We start from the raw sequence: 14,162 nt of genomic DNA on the forward strand, positions 1-14,162 counted from the left end.
ACATAGCAGTTCCCTTTGTTTCAATCGTATTGCTGTTAAGTTCCAGTAAAGGATGGTGTCCCAAACGCCGCTCAGGATTTCTGGCCGGCGAGCTCGTCCTCGGCAGCTTCACTCTCCCCCTGGTAGTCAATCTGCTCGCCCTTTTTCTCGAAGGTGACGACGTGCTCCTCGTAGTCGAAGCACTCCTCGGCGATGTCCTTGTTGAGCCAGAGCAGACAGATGAGGTTCGGGATGATCATGAGGCCGTTCATCGTGTCGGAGAAGTTCCAGACGACTTCGAGCGTCGTCGTCGCACCGACGAAGGTCACGAGCGAGAAAATGATGCGGTAGGCCATGATGACGGGGCGCTTCTCGATCAGGTACTCGAGAGCCTTCTCGCCGTAGTACTCCCAGCCGAGGATGGTCGAGAAGGCAAAGAGCGCAATCGAGACGGAGACGATGAGCTTCGCGTACGGGCCGAAGACGGTCGAGAACGCGAGGATCGTCAGCTGCACGCCGGAGACGAGCTTGCCCGTCGCGGGGTCGACCGTGCCGAGCACGCCCGACGAGGCGATGACGAGGCCCGTGAGCATGCAGATGATCATCGTGTCGAAGAAAGTGCCCGTCATGTTGACGTAGCCCTGGCGCGAAGCGTGGTCCGTGCGGGCCGCGGCGGCCGCAATCGGCGCGGAGCCAAGGCCTGCCTCATTCGAGAAGACGCCGCGCGCGACGCCCCAGCGCATGGAGGTCAGCATCGAGGCGACGATGGAGCCGCCGATACCGCCCGCGACGGAGTCGACGGAAAACGCCATGCGGAACATCTCCGCGATGCCTGCCGGCACGGCCTCGAAGTTGGCACAGATGACGACGATCGAGACGAGGAAGTAGAATGCGGCCATGACGGGCACGATGATGCTCGAGACGAAGCCGATGCTGCGGATGCCGCGCACGAGGACGCTGAGCGCCATGATGGCGATAACGCCGCCAATGAGCCATGTCGGGATGCCGTAGCTGCTCGAGAGCGCGGCGGCAATGGAGTTGGCCTGCGTCATGTTGCCGATGCCGAACGACGCGAGCACGACGAAGAGCGAGAACAGGAAGGCGAGCGTGCGGCCGACGTACTTGTTCTTGATGCCGTTCTTCATCGCGTACATCGGGCCGCCGGCCATCTCGCCGACGCTGTTCGTCTCGCGGTACTTGACGGCCAGGACCGACTCACCGTACTTCGTCGAGAGGCCGAACGCCGCGCTGATCCACATCCAGACGAGCGCGCCCGGGCCGCCTAAGACCATGGCCGTCGCAACGCCGACGATGTTGCCCGTGCCGATCGTCGCCGACAGCGCCGTCATGAGCGACTGGAACGGCGAGATGTCGCCCGCGTGCTTGTCGCGCTTCGAGAAGACCATGTGGATCGCGTAGCCGAGGTTGCGCCACGGCAGGAACTTCAGCCGCACGGTCAGGAAGATGCCCGTGCCGACGAGCAGCACCAGCATAACCGGGCCCCAGACAAAATTGTTGACCTCCGCCAACAGCTTCGAGAAATCCATGATACCCATCCCTTTCTGGTTCCGATAGATCAATGATGTAAAGATGATTCCCTAAAAAGAAAAAGCAATGTTGCCGGACCCATCCGCGGGGACTTCTCAAGCAACATTGCTTTGTGGATTATTATAATTTATAATGGGATTATTGTCAATCTTTATCCATTATGTATACACAAGTGTACACAACCTATATCAGGATCATGCCTGCTCGGCTGGCTCATCACCCTCGTGTGCGGCGGCGTAGGCCAGCAGGATGTGGGCGCTCTTGCGGTTCGTCGCGAGCGGCACGTCGTGGACGTCGCAGAGGCGCAGGAGCGCATTGATGTCCGGCTCGTGCGGCTGGGACGTCAGCGGGTCGCGCAGGAAGACGACGTAGTCGACTTCACCGACGGCGACGCGCGCGCCAATCTGCTGGTCGCCGCCGAGCGGGCCAGAGAGCATCGTCTCGACGCCGAGGCCGAAGGTGTCGTTGATCAGCGTTCCGGTCGTGCGCGTCGCGATCAGGTGGAACTTCGCGAGGAAGTCCTTGTGGTGGCCGACGAACTCGAGCATCTCGCTCTTCTTCTTGTCGTGGGCAATCAGGGCAATCGTTTTCATGGGTAATCATCCTTTCTAGAAACATTCTCCCCTATCATTTCGCCCTAGAACGCCAAAAATCCTGCTGCATCTGGAAATCCAGATGCGGCAGGATTTGCTGACCCCGGCGCCGCCAACCAAGCGTGACGCTATGCCTAGCGCCACGCGCCAACCATAGAGAGCCGGAGTCAAAGGGTTTGTCGATATAGAGATTAAATTGCCGTGCGCGTCTCCTTCTTGCGCTGGCCATACTGCTTGAGCACGGCGGCGATGATGAAGTTGAGCACGAAGCAGGCGGCGAAGAAGTAGAGCGAGGCCGTGTAGCCGCCCGTCTGTGCATGGAAGTACGAGACGATGGACGGGCCGGCGACGCCCGCGAGGCCCCAGGCCGTCAGGATGCGGCCGTGGATGGCGCTGAGCTGGCGCGTGCCGAAGATATCGGAGAGATAGGCCGGCATGCACGAGAAGCCACCGCCGTAGCAGCTGATGATCAGCAACACGAGCAGCTCAAAGACGAAGGCTTCTCTCGTCTGGCCGAGCTGCCAGAACGCGAGGACCTCGAGCAGGAAGAAGAGCATGTAGACGCGGCCGCGGCCGATGTAGTCGGAGACCGTCGACCAGACGATGCGCCCGCCGCCGTTGAAGACGCCGATGATGCCGACCATCGACGCCGCAGGTGATGTTGACGAAGAAGATCCACCAGAGCGAGGCGAACTGCCAGGTCTTGAGAGCCTCATTGGCCGTCACACCCTGCTGGATGTGCGTGACCTTGCCCGTGCTGTCCTTGAGGACGGGCGGCTTGAGGTACAGAGAGGACGCGCCCATGATGAGCATGTAGACGCAGCCGAGGATCAGGAAGTTGTTGACGAGGCCGACGGTCGCCGTCAGGTACTGCATGACCGGGCCCGCAATGAGTGCGGCGAAGCCAAAGCCCATGATGGCAAGCCTCGTCGCAAAGCCGCGATGGTCCGGGAAGTACTTGACGAGCGTCGAGACCGGCGTGATGTAGCCGACGCCGAGGCCGATGCCGCCGATGACGCCGTAGAAGAGATACAGGAGCGTCAGGCTCTGCGCCGCGATGGCGTAGGCCGTGCCGAGCATGCCCGTGCCGAAGAACGCCATGGCGATGAGGCCGCTCTTTTTCGGGCCAATCTTCTCGACGAAGCTGCCGAGGAAGCCGGCGGAAAAGCCGAGGAACAGGATGGCTAACGAGAAGGTCCAGGTCGTCTCGGCGAGCGAGAAGCCCATCTCCTTCATGATGGGGCGCGTCAGCACGCTCCATGCGTAGACGCTGCCGATCGAGATGTGGATCCCGACGGCGCTCAGTGCGATAAGCCAGCGATTTCTCATTTGATCTACCTCCAGAGATGCTCGGGGCATCTGCGGGGGTAGCAAAAAGACCGTCCGGAACAGATACCCTGCCCAGACGGTCGGCTGATCATGACATTGCAGGACATGTGGTCAATTCCACTCATCCGTCAGCCCTGCAAGGCTCTTTCTTTTTTCACTTTCATTATAAGAGCCCCGCGGGGCGGCGTCAAGTTAGAAATCTCACAGAATAGAAATTTTCTGTTACGGCTGCTTCTGCTCCTTCTGGTAAGCCGTGCGGGCGAGCTCAGCGCGCAGGCCTTCGTAGAACTGCACGAGGCCGCTCGTGATGCTCTCGCGCACGTCCTTGTCGATCTTGGACTTCTTCTTGAGCTCGCGCGTCGTCTCAATGATGTTGCCGATGGTCAGGATGTAGTTGTACTCCTCCTCGAGCACGGAGGCGGCATCGAGCGGCGGCAGGCAGCTGACCTCCTTGGCGAGCTCGTCATACTCGGCCGAGAGCGCGCGCAGATTCTTCTTCTGCGTCAGCGCGAGGTCGAGGTTCTCCTCCGTCACGCGCGCGAGGCCCGCGTTCATCTTGTCGCGCAGGGCGTGCATCTTCTGGATGCGCTTCTGGAGCTGCGCGAGCGCGCGCCCCGTCCGGCGCTGCTCCGGTGTCATCTCATTTGTCATACGTCTTTCCTTTCCAGTCTATCACTTGCCACCCATGAAAAAGCCCCCGGTGACCCGAGGGACTTTGCAAACGAGTATAGTATACCACAGGCGCAGCTGCCACTGCAATCGGACAGCATCAGAGGTCTGGGCGCACGCCGGTCTTGCCGGTGAACTTGTGGTAAGCAGCGCCCTTCCGGCGGCCCATGAGCTCGGCGAAGAGCTCTTCTGGCGAGATGTTGTGGTAGGCGAGCAAGACGAGGCAGTGGTACCAGAGGTCGCCCATCTCGTAGACGACATCCTTGCGGACGTTGTTCTTCGAGGCGATGATCGTCTCGACGGCTTCCTCACCGACTTTCTTCAAGATCTTGTCCTGGCCCTTCTCGAAGAGGTAGTTCGTGTACGAGCCCTCGACCGGGTTGAGGCGACGGTCCTGGATGACGTTGTAGAGGTCGTAGAGGACTTCGGCGAGGTCGGCCTTCTTCTCCGGCGGCACGACGGCGATGCCCTTCTCCTCCCCGCCCATGAGCTTGCGGCCGCTGAAGCAGGTGTAGGTGCCCGTGTGGCAGGCGACGCCCGTCTGATGCACGCGCACGAGCAAGGTGTCGCCGTCGCAGTCGTAGGAGATCTCCTTGACCTTCTGGACGTTGCCGGATGTCTCGCCCTTCTGCCAGAGCTTCTGGCGGCTGCGGCTGAAGAACCAGGTGTAGCCCGTCTCGAGCGTCTTCTTGAGGGATTCCTCGTTCATGTAGGCCAGCATGAGGACCTGGCCGTTCTCCTCCTGCACGACGGCGGGCACGAGGCCCTTCTCGTCGAATTTGACCATCGAGATGTCAATCGCATTTGCATTTTCGGTATTTGCCATTAGAATCGAACCTCCACTCCGCGGGATTGCAGGTATTCCTTGACCTGACGCACGGTGAACTGGCCGTAGTGGAAGACGGACGCTGCGAGCACGGCGTCGGCATGGCCGAGGGTCAGCACGTCGTAGAAGTGCTCGAGCTTGCCGGCGCCGCCCGAGGCGATGACCGGCACGTTGACGGCGTCGGAGACGGCGCGCGTCAGCTCAATGTCGTAGCCGTCCTTCGTGCCGTCGGCGTCCATACTCGTCAAGAGGATCTCACCGGCGCCGAGCGCGACGGCCTTCTTGACCCACTCGAGGCAGTCGAGGCCCGTCGGCGTGCGGCCGCCGTTGACGTAGACCTCCCAGCGGTGGTTGCCCGCGCGGCGCGCATCGACGGCGAGCACCATGCACTGGCGGCCGAACTTCTCCGCGCCTTCCTTGAGGAGACCCGGATTCTTGACGGCTGCGGTATTCAGCGACGTCTTATCGGCACCGGCCTTGAGCATGCGGCGCATGTCCTCGACCGTGCGGATGCCGCCGCCGACCGTGAACGGGATGAAGACCTTCGAGGCGCAGTCGCGCGCGACGTTGACCATCGTGCCGCGGTTGTCGCTCGAGGCCGTGATATCGAGGAAGACGAGCTCATCCGCCCGTTCCTCGTCGTAGCGGGCAGCGAGCTCGACGGGATCGCCCGCGTCGCGCAGTCCGACAAAGTTCGTGCCCTTGACGACGCGCCCGTCCTTGACATCAAGACAAGGGATAATGCGTTTCGTATACATCTATTTTAGCCCTCCTTCGCCGCGATTTCAATAGCCTCCGCGAGGTCCAGAGTCCCCATGTAGATGGACTTGCCGACGATGACGCCCTCGATGCCAGCCTTCTCGTAGGGCTTCAGGGCCTCGATGTCGGCGATGGACTTGACGCCGCCCGAGGCGACGACGGCGACGCCGCTCTCGCGCGCGAGCTTGGCCGTCGCCTCGACGTTGACACCTGCGAGCGTGCCGTCGCGCGAGATGTCCGTGTAGATGATCGTCTTGACGCCGGCCTTCTTCATCTCCTTGGCGAGCGCCGTGGCCTCGACGTCACCCGAGACGCCCCAGCCATCGACGGCGACGATGCCGTCCTTGGCGTCGATGCCGACGACGATGCGGTCGCCGTACTTCGCGCAGGCCGTCTTGACGAGCTCGGGATCGCGCACGGCGACGGAGCCGAGGATGACGCGGCGCACGCCAAGCGCGAGGACCTCGTCGATGCTCTCCAGCGTGCGGATGCCGCCGCCGAGCTCGACAGGGATATCGACGGCCGCAAGGATGGCCTTGACCGTCGCAAGGTTCTGCGGTCTGCCGGCCAGCGCGCCGTCGAGGTCGACGAGGTGCAGGAACTGGGCGCCCTGCGTCTGCCACTTCTTCGCCATCTCCTCTGGCTTGTCCGAGAAGACCGTCTCCTTGGCAAAGTCGCCCTTCAAGAGGCGCACGCACTTGCCGCCGCGGATGTCGATTGCTGGGAATATGATCATGGGATTCTCCTCTTCTTAACCTTCAACAAAATTCTTCAGGATGGCGAGGCCGACGTCACCGGACTTCTCCGGGTGGAACTGCGTGGCCTGGATGTTGCCGCAAGCGATGGCGGCCGTCAGCTGCTCGCCGTACTCCGTCGTGGCTGTGATGACGCTCGCATCCTCCGGCACGGCATGGTAGCTGTGCACGAAGTAGACGTAGGGCTTCTCTGAGAGACCTTGGAAGAGGTCGAGCTTCTCGCGCGGCTCGCGGACCTTGATGGAGTTCCAGCCCATGTGCGGGACCTTGAGGCCCGGCGCCTGGATCTTCTTCACCATGCCGTGGATGAGGCCGAGACCTTTTGCCCCCGGGCTCTCCTCGCTGCCGTCGAAGAGGACCTGCAGGCCGACGCAGATGCCGAGCAGCGGCTTGCCGGCGGCGACCGACTCCTTGAGCACGGGAATCAGGCCGCTCTCTTCGAGGTTCTTCATGCAGTCGCCAAAGGCGCCGACGCCCGGCAGCACGATCTTCGCGGCCTCGCGGATCACGCTTTCGTCACTCGTCACGCGGACGTCCGCGCCGAGCGCGACGAACGCCTTCTCGGCACTGAAGAGATTGCCGACGCCGTAATCAATGATTGCAATCATGGGATACTCCTCCTAACTATCGGGCACGGGCTCAGAGCGAGCCCTTCGTCGACGGGATGCCATCGACGCGCGGGTCCTTCTCGACGGCGATGCGCAGGGCGTGGCCGAGCGCCTTGAAGATGGCCTCGACTTTGTGGTGCGAGTTCTTGCCGTAGAGCACGCGGACGTGCAGGGTGATGCCGGCGTTGACGGCGAAGGCGCGCAGGAATTCCTCCGTGAGCTCCGTGTCGTAGCCGCCGATCATCGGGGCCATCTCACCGCCGTCGTAGACGAGGAACGGGCGGCCGCTGATGTCAAGTGAGACGAAGGCCAGCGCCTCGTCCATCGGCAGGTAGAACGTGCCGTAGCGGCGGATGCCCTTCTTGTCGCCGATGGCCTGCTTGAACGCCTGGCCGAGCGTGATGCCGATGTCCTCGACGGAGTGGTGGCCGTCGACGTCGATGTCGCCGTCACAGGCCAGCGTGAGGTCCATGAGGCCGTGGGCCGTCATGAGGTTGAGCATGTGGTCGAAAAAGCCGATGCCCGAGTCGATGACGCCGTGGCCATTGCCATCGAGATTTAAGATGAGCTTGACGCTCGTTTCTGCCGTCTTGCGCTCGACGGTCGCTGTGCGGATGCTCATGCTCTCCCCTCCGTGAATGCCTTGAAGTAGCTGTACCAGATGTCGTTCTCCTCGCGGCGGCCCATCGAGATGCGCAGGCAGTCCTTGAGGCCCGGCGCATCGCCGAAGTGGCGCACGCCGATGCCCTTCGACTCGAAGAGCGCGTTGAGCTCCTGCGCCTTATCGTAGTGGACGAGGATGAAGTTCGTCTCCGACGGGAAGACCTTGACGCCCGGCAGCTTCTTGAGCTCCTCCTGCATGCGCTTGCGCTCCGAGATCATGATCTGGATGTGCGGCACGAACTCCTGGCGCATCTGGTAGCAGATGTCGGCCGTGACGAGCGAGAGCACATTCATGTGGTACGGCATGTAGGACTTGTCGATCATCTCGACAATCTTCGCATCGGCGAGCATGTAGCCGACGCGACACGAGGCGAGGCCGTAGGCCTTCGAGAACGTGCGCGCGATGATCATGTTCGGGTACTTCGCGAGCAGGCGCACGGCCGTCTGGCCGTAGAACTCCATATAGGCCTCGTCGACGAGGAAGGCGCATTCGATGTTCTTTGCGATCTTCTCGATTTCCTCGACCGTGAAGGCGTTGCCCGTCGGGTTGTTCGGGTTGCAGATGACGGCGAGCGTCGCCTTCTCGTCGTTGACCGTCTTGATGAACTTGTCGATGTCGAGCGAGTAGTCCTCCGGGTCGAGGTCGACCGGCACGCCCGTGGCCTCAGCGGCCTTGGCGTAGATCTTGTACATCGAGAACGACGGCTGCGGGTAGACGATCTTGGCCTCCGGACTGCCGCCGAAGCAGTAGAAGAGCTTCTCGATGATCTCGGACGAGCCGCTGCCGATCAGCACGTTCTCGCGCTGCATGGAGAAGTTGCGCGCAATCTGGTCGCGCAGGTCGTCGTACTGCTCGTTCGGGTAGCGGTTGAAGGCGACCGTGCCGAGGCGGTTCATGACGCGTTCTTCGACGAGCGGCGGCAGGCTCATGTTGCATTCATTGGCATTGATCTTGATTTCCCACGGACGTTCGACGACGTCGTACGATGGCATGTCGGCAAGGCCGTTGCGGTAGTTCAGCATATTCCCCTATCCCCTTCTATATGAAATCTCTGTTGGCTTGACTATCGATCACTTCTGCTCGCGGCGGATGCGGATGGCGTTAGCATGTGCCTGCAGGCCCTCCGTCTCGGCGAGGCGGATGATGTCCTCGCTGACGTCTGAGAGCGCCGGCTGCGTGTACGAGATGATGCTCGTGCGTTTCATGAACGTCTCGACGTTGAGCACGGAGTAGTAGCGCGCCGTGCCGCCCGTCGGCAGCACGTGGTTCGGGCCGGCAAAGTAGTCGCCGAGCGGCTCCGGCGAGTAGGCGCCGAGGAAGACGGCGCCGGCGTGGCGCACGTACGGCAAGAGCTGGAACGGCTGGGCCGTCAAGAGCTCCATGTGCTCCGGTGCCGAGACATTGGCGAAGCGCATGGCCTGCATCATGTCGTCGGCGACGACAATCAGGCCATTGCGGTCGATCGAGGCCTGCGCGATCTCGCGGCGCGGCAGGGCGGCGAGCTGCTTCTCGGCTTCTTTGGCGACCTTCTCGGCGAGCTCCGCGTCGTCCGTGATGACGATGCTCGAGGCCAGCGGGTCGTGCTCGGCCTGGCTCAGCATGTCAGCCGCCGTGTAGACGGGGTCGGCCGTCTTGTCGGCGACGATGAGGATCTCACTGGGCCCTGCGAGCATGTCGATGTCGACGTGGCCGTAGACTTCCTTCTTGGCCAAGGTGACGAAGATGTTGCCCGGGCCCGTGATCTTGTCGACGCGCGGGATGGTCTCCGTGCCGAAGGCCATCGCGGCGATGGCCTGGGCGCCGCCGATCTTGTAGATCTTCTTGACGCCGGCCGCGCGCGCGGCGATGAGCACATACGGGTTGATCTTGCCGTTCTTCGGCGGCACCATCATGATGATCTCGCCGACACCGGCGACGGAGGCCGGCACGGCGTTCATGATGACGGAGGACGGATAGGCAGCCGTGCCGCCCGGCACATAGATGCCGACGCGGTCGAGCGGGATGATGGACTGGCCGAGGATGGAGCCCTTCTCGCGGTACGTCATCCACGAGTTCGGCTTCTGCTCCTGATGGTAGCGGCGCACGTTCTCAGCAGCCTTGCGCAGCGATTCGACGACGGCGGGGTCAGCGGCTTTCTCGGCGGCTTCGTACTCGGCCTCCGTCACGAGGAAGTCCTCCGGCTTGTAGTCGACCCGGTCGATGAGATGCGTGTAGCGGATGACGGCGGCGTCGCCCTCGCGGCGCACATCGCCGACAATCTGGCGCACGAGCTCGGCGGCCGTCATGTCGCGGCCGAACGTCTTCTTGTTGGCCTCGCGGATCTTCGGGCTGAGCTCGACTTCATCAAAGGATGCCTTCGTCAGCATCTTCTCAATGGCATATTCTCCGACTTCACTGGCTTTTACGATTTTCATCTATACTTCCTCGCTTTCCACTGTCTATCTCATCTGCACCGAGGTACTCAGGCCCCGGCCTTTGCCTGCTGCTCGAGCTCGAGGATCTTGCGCAGCTCTTCGGTGAGCTGGTTGATGCGGTCGAACTTGAGCTTGAAGCTCACGCGGTTGACGATGAGGCGCGCCGTCGCATCGAGGATGTAGGCGATCTCCTCGAGGTCGTTTTCGCGAAGCGTCGTGCCCGTCTCGACGATATCGACGATGCTCTCCGAGAGTCCGACGATCGGGCCGAGCTCGATGGAGCCGTTGAGCTTGATGTACTCCATCTGCATGCCGTGCTTGTTGAAGAACTGCTCAGCGATGTGCGGGAACTTCGTCGCGACGCGCGTGTGATCGTAGTCGACGAGCTTCGCGCGCTTCTCGGCCTTCGGCACGGCCATCATGAGGTGGCAGCGGCCAAAGCCGAGGTCTAAGAGCTCGTAGACGTCCTTGCCCGACTCGAGGAGCACGTCCTTGCCGATGACGCCGATGTCGGCGGCACCGTACTCGACGTACGTCGGCACGTCAGCCGTCTTCGAGACGATGAAGCGGATCTTCTTCTCCTCGTTCGCGATGACGAGTTTGCGCGACTTATCCGAGAGACCTTCCGCCGTGTAGCCCGCCTTGGCCAGAAGGTCGGCCGAGAGCGAGAAGAGCTTGCCTTTCGGCAGGGCGATGGTCAGGTAATCCATGGTGTTTTTCATATTCCCTCTCCTGATAGTATGTTCCGGATATGATTCCTGTGATTTTCACTCTTTATCTTGCTAAAGGATTTCGATGTCCCTTATGTTAACACCAAAATCCTGATTCGTCAAGAAATCTTTGTAAATTGTTTGCTTGTCCATTTTCTGCGTACAAAGCTCCAGCTGTTAGTTGCGAGCATCGGCCTCACGCAGGAGCACGAGCACGAGGCTGTCACCCGGCGCGGCGGCCATGTGGTGGCGCTCGATGACGGCGGCCTCCTCCTCCATGCCGATCTTGCGCAGCAGGGCGGCGCCGATGGCCGGATGGTGGCGGTAGACGTAGAGCGCGTGGCCGAGGCGGCTCGGGCGCTCCATCAGACGCTCTGAGGCGCTTGGCAGATAGTGCATCATGAGGACGGCGAAGACCTTGCCGAGGATGTCGAGGTCACCCTTGCGGCGGCCGACATCGTGCAGCAGCGCGCAGCGCACGAGGAAGGCGCGCTGCTCCGCGGGCAGCCCATGCTCCTTTGCGAGCGCAAGAGCCGTGTAGGCGACGTTGCGCACGTGGACCTGGTCAGCCGGGTGCATCGCCGCGAAGAGCGGCAGGGCCTTTGCGGGCAGGTTCGCGCGGACGAAGGCGCGGTCTCCCTCGTCCATGCGCTCGGTGACGGCGCGGACGAACTGGCGCACGCGCCCCCGCATGCTCATGCGAGGTAGACGAGGCTCGCGTAGCCCTTCGTCTGCTGCATCGCGCGGGCATCGTCCTCCGTCTGGCACAGCAGCGCGAGCTCGACGACCTTGCCGCCTGCGCGCAGCTCCTGCGCCTTCTGGATGGCGTCGTGCTCGCGGCCCGGCGCGTAGCCGAGGTAGATGTCCTTCGGCTGGTCCGGCTTCTCGAGGCCCTGGCGCGTCAGCGCGAGCAGGATGCGCTCGATGCCGATGGCAAAGCCCGTGGCTGGGCAGGCGCTGCCGAAGTCAGACAGCAGGTGGTCGTAGCGGCCGCCGCCGGCGAGTGGGAAGCCGAGGCCCGGCGTGTACGCCTCGAAGACCATGCCCGTGTAGTAGCTGAAGTCGCGGATGATGCCGAGGTCGAAGCGCACGTACTGCTCGACGCCGTACGACTGGAGCAGGCGGTAAATCTCCGCGAGGTTGTCGAGCGCGCGTCGGCTCTGCTCATTGAGTGCGAGCGTGTAGCTCTTCTTGAGCATCTCCGCGCCGCCATTGAGCACGGGCAGGTAGCCGAGCGTCTTCTTGGCCTTCTCGGGCAGGTCGAGCGCGGCGATTGCGCGGTCGAAGGAGACGAGGTCGTGCTTCTCGAGCGCCGTCTGCAGGGTCTGCTTCGTCTCATCTGTAAGCTGGTACTGGTTCATGATGCCCGAGACGAACTCGACCTGGCCGAGGCAGATCGTGAAGTCCGTGAGGCCGGCGCGCAGCAGGCCCTGGATGGCCAGCGCGATGACCTCGGCATCGGCAAAGGCCGTCGCTGAGCCCATGAGCTCGACGCCAGCCTGATGGAACTCGCACTGGCGGCCGGCCTGCGTCTGCTCGTAGCGGAAGACACTGCTGACATAGGAGAGCTTTAAGGGCTGCGGGTAGTCGCGCAGGCGGCTCGCGGCGAGGCGCGCGATCGGCGTCGTCATCTCATGGCGCAGCGCGAGCGTGCGGTTGTCCTTGTCGAAGAGCTTGAAGAGATGCGGCTCGAGCGCGCGGCTCGCGCCGAGCGTCAGGTTGTCGAGGTACTCGATGGTCGGCGTGACGACCTCGTCGTAGCCCCACTCCGCGAACAGCGCGGCGAGCTCCGCCTCGATTGCGCGCTTCTCCGCTGCTTCTGTCGGCAGGAAATCGCGCATGCCGTACGGGATCTCCAGTGTCAGTCTTTCCTTGTCCATGTGTCTGTCTCCTTTTATCCTGCTTCTATCTTATTTCCATTTTCTTCCTATTAATAGGAAGCCACTCACTTGTGCGAGGGTTCCTTCTCTTCCCCCGGTGCCAGCCGGTCAAGGACGATCCGGTAGCCGTCGGCGCCGTAGTTGAGGCAGCGCTTGACGCGGCTGATCGTCGCCGTGCTCGCCCCCGTGCGCGCGACGATGTCATCGTACGTGTGCCCCGCGCGCAGCATCCGCGCGACTTCGAGGCGCTGGCTCATCGCCTTGAGCTCGCTGATCGTGCAGAGATCCTCGAAGAACTGGTAGCACTCGTCCACCGTCTCCAGCGACAGCATCGCCTCACAGAGCTGGTCATTGAGCTCATCCTTGAGTTTTGGGTTCACCATACCCTTTCCCCTCCCCATATCGAATCCGAAAAGCAAAGCTTTTCGTCTTTAATCCTTTAGTTAGTGAAAATTTATTGTCATTATAACACAGCATCCTCAAAAAGAAAAGACGCCACTCGAAAAAAAGTTACATCCTTAACAAAGATGTAACTTTTTCGCCACAGTATATGTAATGTCTCTGCCCCAGACACTTCAAAAATCGTCCAATGGCACGATGGGCGCGAAGCCCTTCGCCGGCTGGAAGGCCATGCGGTGCTCGAACTGCTCGATGGTATCGGACGGGTCGAGATGCGCGAAGTCGAGCGCGGCGAAGGCGCGGCGCTTGAACGCGACCGACAGGATCTCATCGCGGTGGTCCCAGGCATCGACGATGATCCCGCGGATGGGCAGGATGGCGAACATGTCGCGCGCGATGCGGATGGCGCAGCCGCACACGTAGTCCTGCAGGAGATCGTAGTACGTCTCCTTGGGCAGCGCTCTCGCATCGTGCAGGACCTTGTCGCTGTTGACGTGGAAGTGGACGGACAGCTGGCGCGGGTCATCCGTGCCACATTCGAAGCCGCTGCCGTATTCCATCAGGTCGTTCAGGGGATTGAGCCCGTTGATGACCTCAAAGTAGGCGTCGATGTCCCCGTTCAGGATGGCCTCGGCGCGCTCTTTGAAGTAATGGTATTGCGGGTCATCCGTCACGAGCATCTTCTTCCAGTCGATGGGCGTGTCCGCGGTCCGGTAGATGCTGGCAATCTGAGCGCGGATTGCCGCGATGTCCACGACAGGCGCCTGCGGCACGGCCGGTACCGGCCTGGCATATGCGGCGGGGGCCGGTACGCTGCGCGCGGCCCGCTTGCGGCTGGAGTGCGTCGTCGTGTACGAGATGCCCGTGCCGGGGATGCCGATGGAGTCGGTCACCCGCCCCGTCGAGCTATAAGTCCGATGAAAGCCCTTGCCGCCAATGCTCAGGCTCGTGCTCGACTTGCCAAAATTGATGCGCACGCCCGGTGCGATCTTGATGCTCTTGCGAAAACGCCAGCTCATATCATCACTC

17 protein-coding genes and 1 riboswitch are annotated in these 14,162 nt (G+C 62.0%); all 17 genes read right to left on the bottom strand.

What is annotated here, in order from left to right; translation table 11 throughout:
* Positions 1 to 71: 71 nt before the first annotated feature.
* Positions 72 to 1,526: an alanine/glycine:cation symporter family protein gene (locus tag MITSMUL_RS03725; RefSeq protein WP_040635417.1), complete on the bottom strand. Its 1,455-nt coding sequence runs from the start codon at positions 1,524 to 1,526 to the stop codon at positions 72 to 74.
* Positions 1,527 to 1,721: 195 nt separating this feature from the next.
* The gene (locus tag MITSMUL_RS03730; RefSeq protein WP_005840107.1) at positions 1,722 to 2,120 is read right to left on the bottom strand and encodes a methylglyoxal synthase; all 399 of its coding nucleotides are present in this window, start codon (positions 2,118 to 2,120) and stop codon (positions 1,722 to 1,724) included.
* Positions 2,121 to 2,311: 191 nt separating this feature from the next.
* Complete coding sequence (locus MITSMUL_RS13045; RefSeq protein WP_244944631.1) at positions 2,312 to 2,725, bottom strand: MFS transporter; 414 nt, start codon at positions 2,723 to 2,725, stop codon at positions 2,312 to 2,314.
* The gene (locus MITSMUL_RS03735; RefSeq protein ID WP_244944623.1) at positions 2,607 to 3,449 is read right to left on the bottom strand and encodes an MFS transporter; all 843 of its coding nucleotides are present in this window, start codon (positions 3,447 to 3,449) and stop codon (positions 2,607 to 2,609) included. The genes MITSMUL_RS13045 and MITSMUL_RS03735 overlap by 119 nt, the downstream gene beginning before the upstream one ends.
* A gap of 63 nt (positions 3,450 to 3,512) precedes the next feature.
* A riboswitch (ZMP/ZTP riboswitch) is annotated at positions 3,513 to 3,595 on the bottom strand.
* Between the two features lie 76 nt (positions 3,596 to 3,671).
* Positions 3,672 to 4,100: a hypothetical protein gene (locus tag MITSMUL_RS03740; protein WP_005840113.1), complete on the bottom strand. Its 429-nt coding sequence runs from the start codon at positions 4,098 to 4,100 to the stop codon at positions 3,672 to 3,674.
* 118 nt (positions 4,101 to 4,218) lie between these two features.
* Positions 4,219 to 4,944, bottom strand: a complete 726-nt coding sequence (gene hisIE / locus MITSMUL_RS03745) for a bifunctional phosphoribosyl-AMP cyclohydrolase/phosphoribosyl-ATP diphosphatase HisIE (protein ID WP_005840115.1) — start codon at positions 4,942 to 4,944, stop codon at positions 4,219 to 4,221.
* The gene (gene hisF / locus MITSMUL_RS03750; protein WP_005840116.1) at positions 4,944 to 5,702 is read right to left on the bottom strand and encodes an imidazole glycerol phosphate synthase subunit HisF; all 759 of its coding nucleotides are present in this window, start codon (positions 5,700 to 5,702) and stop codon (positions 4,944 to 4,946) included. Before hisF ends, hisIE begins: the two co-directional genes overlap by 1 nt.
* Positions 5,703 to 5,707: 5 nt before the next feature.
* On the bottom strand, positions 5,708 to 6,439 hold the full coding sequence (hisA, locus tag MITSMUL_RS03755; RefSeq protein ID WP_005840118.1) for a 1-(5-phosphoribosyl)-5-[(5-phosphoribosylamino)methylideneamino]imidazole-4-carboxamide isomerase: 732 nt from the start codon (positions 6,437 to 6,439) through the stop codon (positions 5,708 to 5,710).
* A gap of 15 nt (positions 6,440 to 6,454) precedes the next feature.
* The gene (gene hisH / locus MITSMUL_RS03760; RefSeq protein ID WP_005840120.1) at positions 6,455 to 7,066 is read right to left on the bottom strand and encodes an imidazole glycerol phosphate synthase subunit HisH; all 612 of its coding nucleotides are present in this window, start codon (positions 7,064 to 7,066) and stop codon (positions 6,455 to 6,457) included.
* 31 nt (positions 7,067 to 7,097) lie between these two features.
* The gene (gene hisB, locus MITSMUL_RS03765) at positions 7,098 to 7,688 is read right to left on the bottom strand and encodes an imidazoleglycerol-phosphate dehydratase HisB (RefSeq protein ID WP_005840121.1); all 591 of its coding nucleotides are present in this window, start codon (positions 7,686 to 7,688) and stop codon (positions 7,098 to 7,100) included.
* Positions 7,685 to 8,752, bottom strand: a complete 1,068-nt coding sequence (gene hisC / locus MITSMUL_RS03770; protein WP_005840123.1) for a histidinol-phosphate transaminase — start codon at positions 8,750 to 8,752, stop codon at positions 7,685 to 7,687. Before hisC ends, hisB begins: the two co-directional genes overlap by 4 nt.
* A gap of 48 nt (positions 8,753 to 8,800) precedes the next feature.
* Positions 8,801 to 10,144: a histidinol dehydrogenase gene (gene hisD, locus MITSMUL_RS03775; RefSeq protein WP_005840125.1), complete on the bottom strand. Its 1,344-nt coding sequence runs from the start codon at positions 10,142 to 10,144 to the stop codon at positions 8,801 to 8,803.
* Positions 10,145 to 10,191: 47 nt separating this feature from the next.
* Positions 10,192 to 10,866, bottom strand: coding sequence for an ATP phosphoribosyltransferase (hisG, locus tag MITSMUL_RS03780; protein ID WP_005840127.1), 675 nt, complete (start codon positions 10,864 to 10,866; stop codon positions 10,192 to 10,194).
* Positions 10,867 to 11,031: 165 nt separating this feature from the next.
* Positions 11,032 to 11,553, bottom strand: a complete 522-nt coding sequence (locus MITSMUL_RS03785; protein ID WP_005840129.1) for an HDIG domain-containing metalloprotein — start codon at positions 11,551 to 11,553, stop codon at positions 11,032 to 11,034.
* Positions 11,550 to 12,734, bottom strand: coding sequence for an ATP phosphoribosyltransferase regulatory subunit (hisZ, locus tag MITSMUL_RS03790; RefSeq protein ID WP_005840131.1), 1,185 nt, complete (start codon positions 12,732 to 12,734; stop codon positions 11,550 to 11,552). The genes MITSMUL_RS03785 and hisZ overlap by 4 nt, the downstream gene beginning before the upstream one ends.
* A gap of 65 nt (positions 12,735 to 12,799) precedes the next feature.
* A complete protein-coding gene (locus MITSMUL_RS03795; protein WP_040635419.1) occupies positions 12,800 to 13,117 on the bottom strand; it encodes a YerC/YecD family TrpR-related protein in 318 nt (105 codons plus the stop codon).
* Between the two features lie 192 nt (positions 13,118 to 13,309).
* Entirely contained in the window at positions 13,310 to 14,152 is an 843-nt protein-coding gene (locus MITSMUL_RS12065; RefSeq protein ID WP_005840135.1) for a DUF4236 domain-containing protein, read from the bottom strand.
* Positions 14,153 to 14,162: the final 10 nt, after the last annotated feature.

The sequence above is a fragment of the Mitsuokella multacida DSM 20544 genome, from assembly GCF_000155955.1.
GTDB lineage: Bacteria > Bacillota > Negativicutes > Selenomonadales > Selenomonadaceae > Mitsuokella > Mitsuokella multacida.

Bases quoted from the DNA above. Each gene is read 5' to 3' on its own strand.
- MITSMUL_RS03785 (WP_005840129.1), bottom strand. From the start codon at position 11,553: ATGAGCATGCGGGGGCGCGTGCGCCAGTTCGTCCGCGCCGTCACCGAG.
- hisG (WP_005840127.1), bottom strand. From the start codon at position 10,866: ATGAAAAACACCATGGATTACCTGACCATCGCCCTGCCGAAAGGCAAG.
- hisIE (WP_005840115.1), bottom strand. From the start codon at position 4,944: ATGGCAAATACCGAAAATGCAAATGCGATTGACATCTCGATGGTCAAA.
- hisB (WP_005840121.1), bottom strand. From the start codon at position 7,688: ATGAGCATCCGCACAGCGACCGTCGAGCGCAAGACGGCAGAAACGAGC.
- hisF (WP_005840116.1), bottom strand. From the start codon at position 5,702: ATGTATACGAAACGCATTATCCCTTGTCTTGATGTCAAGGACGGGCGC.
- hisD (WP_005840125.1), bottom strand. From the start codon at position 10,144: ATGAAAATCGTAAAAGCCAGTGAAGTCGGAGAATATGCCATTGAGAAG.
- MITSMUL_RS03725 (WP_040635417.1), bottom strand. From the start codon at position 1,526: ATGGATTTCTCGAAGCTGTTGGCGGAGGTCAACAATTTTGTCTGGGGC.
- MITSMUL_RS03795 (WP_040635419.1), bottom strand. From the start codon at position 13,117: ATGGTGAACCCAAAACTCAAGGATGAGCTCAATGACCAGCTCTGTGAG.
- hisC (WP_005840123.1), bottom strand. From the start codon at position 8,752: ATGCTGAACTACCGCAACGGCCTTGCCGACATGCCATCGTACGACGTC.
- MITSMUL_RS03730 (WP_005840107.1), bottom strand. From the start codon at position 2,120: ATGAAAACGATTGCCCTGATTGCCCACGACAAGAAGAAGAGCGAGATG.
- MITSMUL_RS03740 (WP_005840113.1), bottom strand. From the start codon at position 4,100: ATGACAAATGAGATGACACCGGAGCAGCGCCGGACGGGGCGCGCGCTC.
- MITSMUL_RS12065 (WP_005840135.1), bottom strand. From the start codon at position 14,152: ATGAGCTGGCGTTTTCGCAAGAGCATCAAGATCGCACCGGGCGTGCGC.
- hisH (WP_005840120.1), bottom strand. From the start codon at position 7,066: ATGATTGCAATCATTGATTACGGCGTCGGCAATCTCTTCAGTGCCGAG.
- hisZ (WP_005840131.1), bottom strand. From the start codon at position 12,734: ATGGACAAGGAAAGACTGACACTGGAGATCCCGTACGGCATGCGCGAT.
- MITSMUL_RS03735 (WP_244944623.1), bottom strand. From the start codon at position 3,449: ATGAGAAATCGCTGGCTTATCGCACTGAGCGCCGTCGGGATCCACATC.
- hisA (WP_005840118.1), bottom strand. From the start codon at position 6,439: ATGATCATATTCCCAGCAATCGACATCCGCGGCGGCAAGTGCGTGCGC.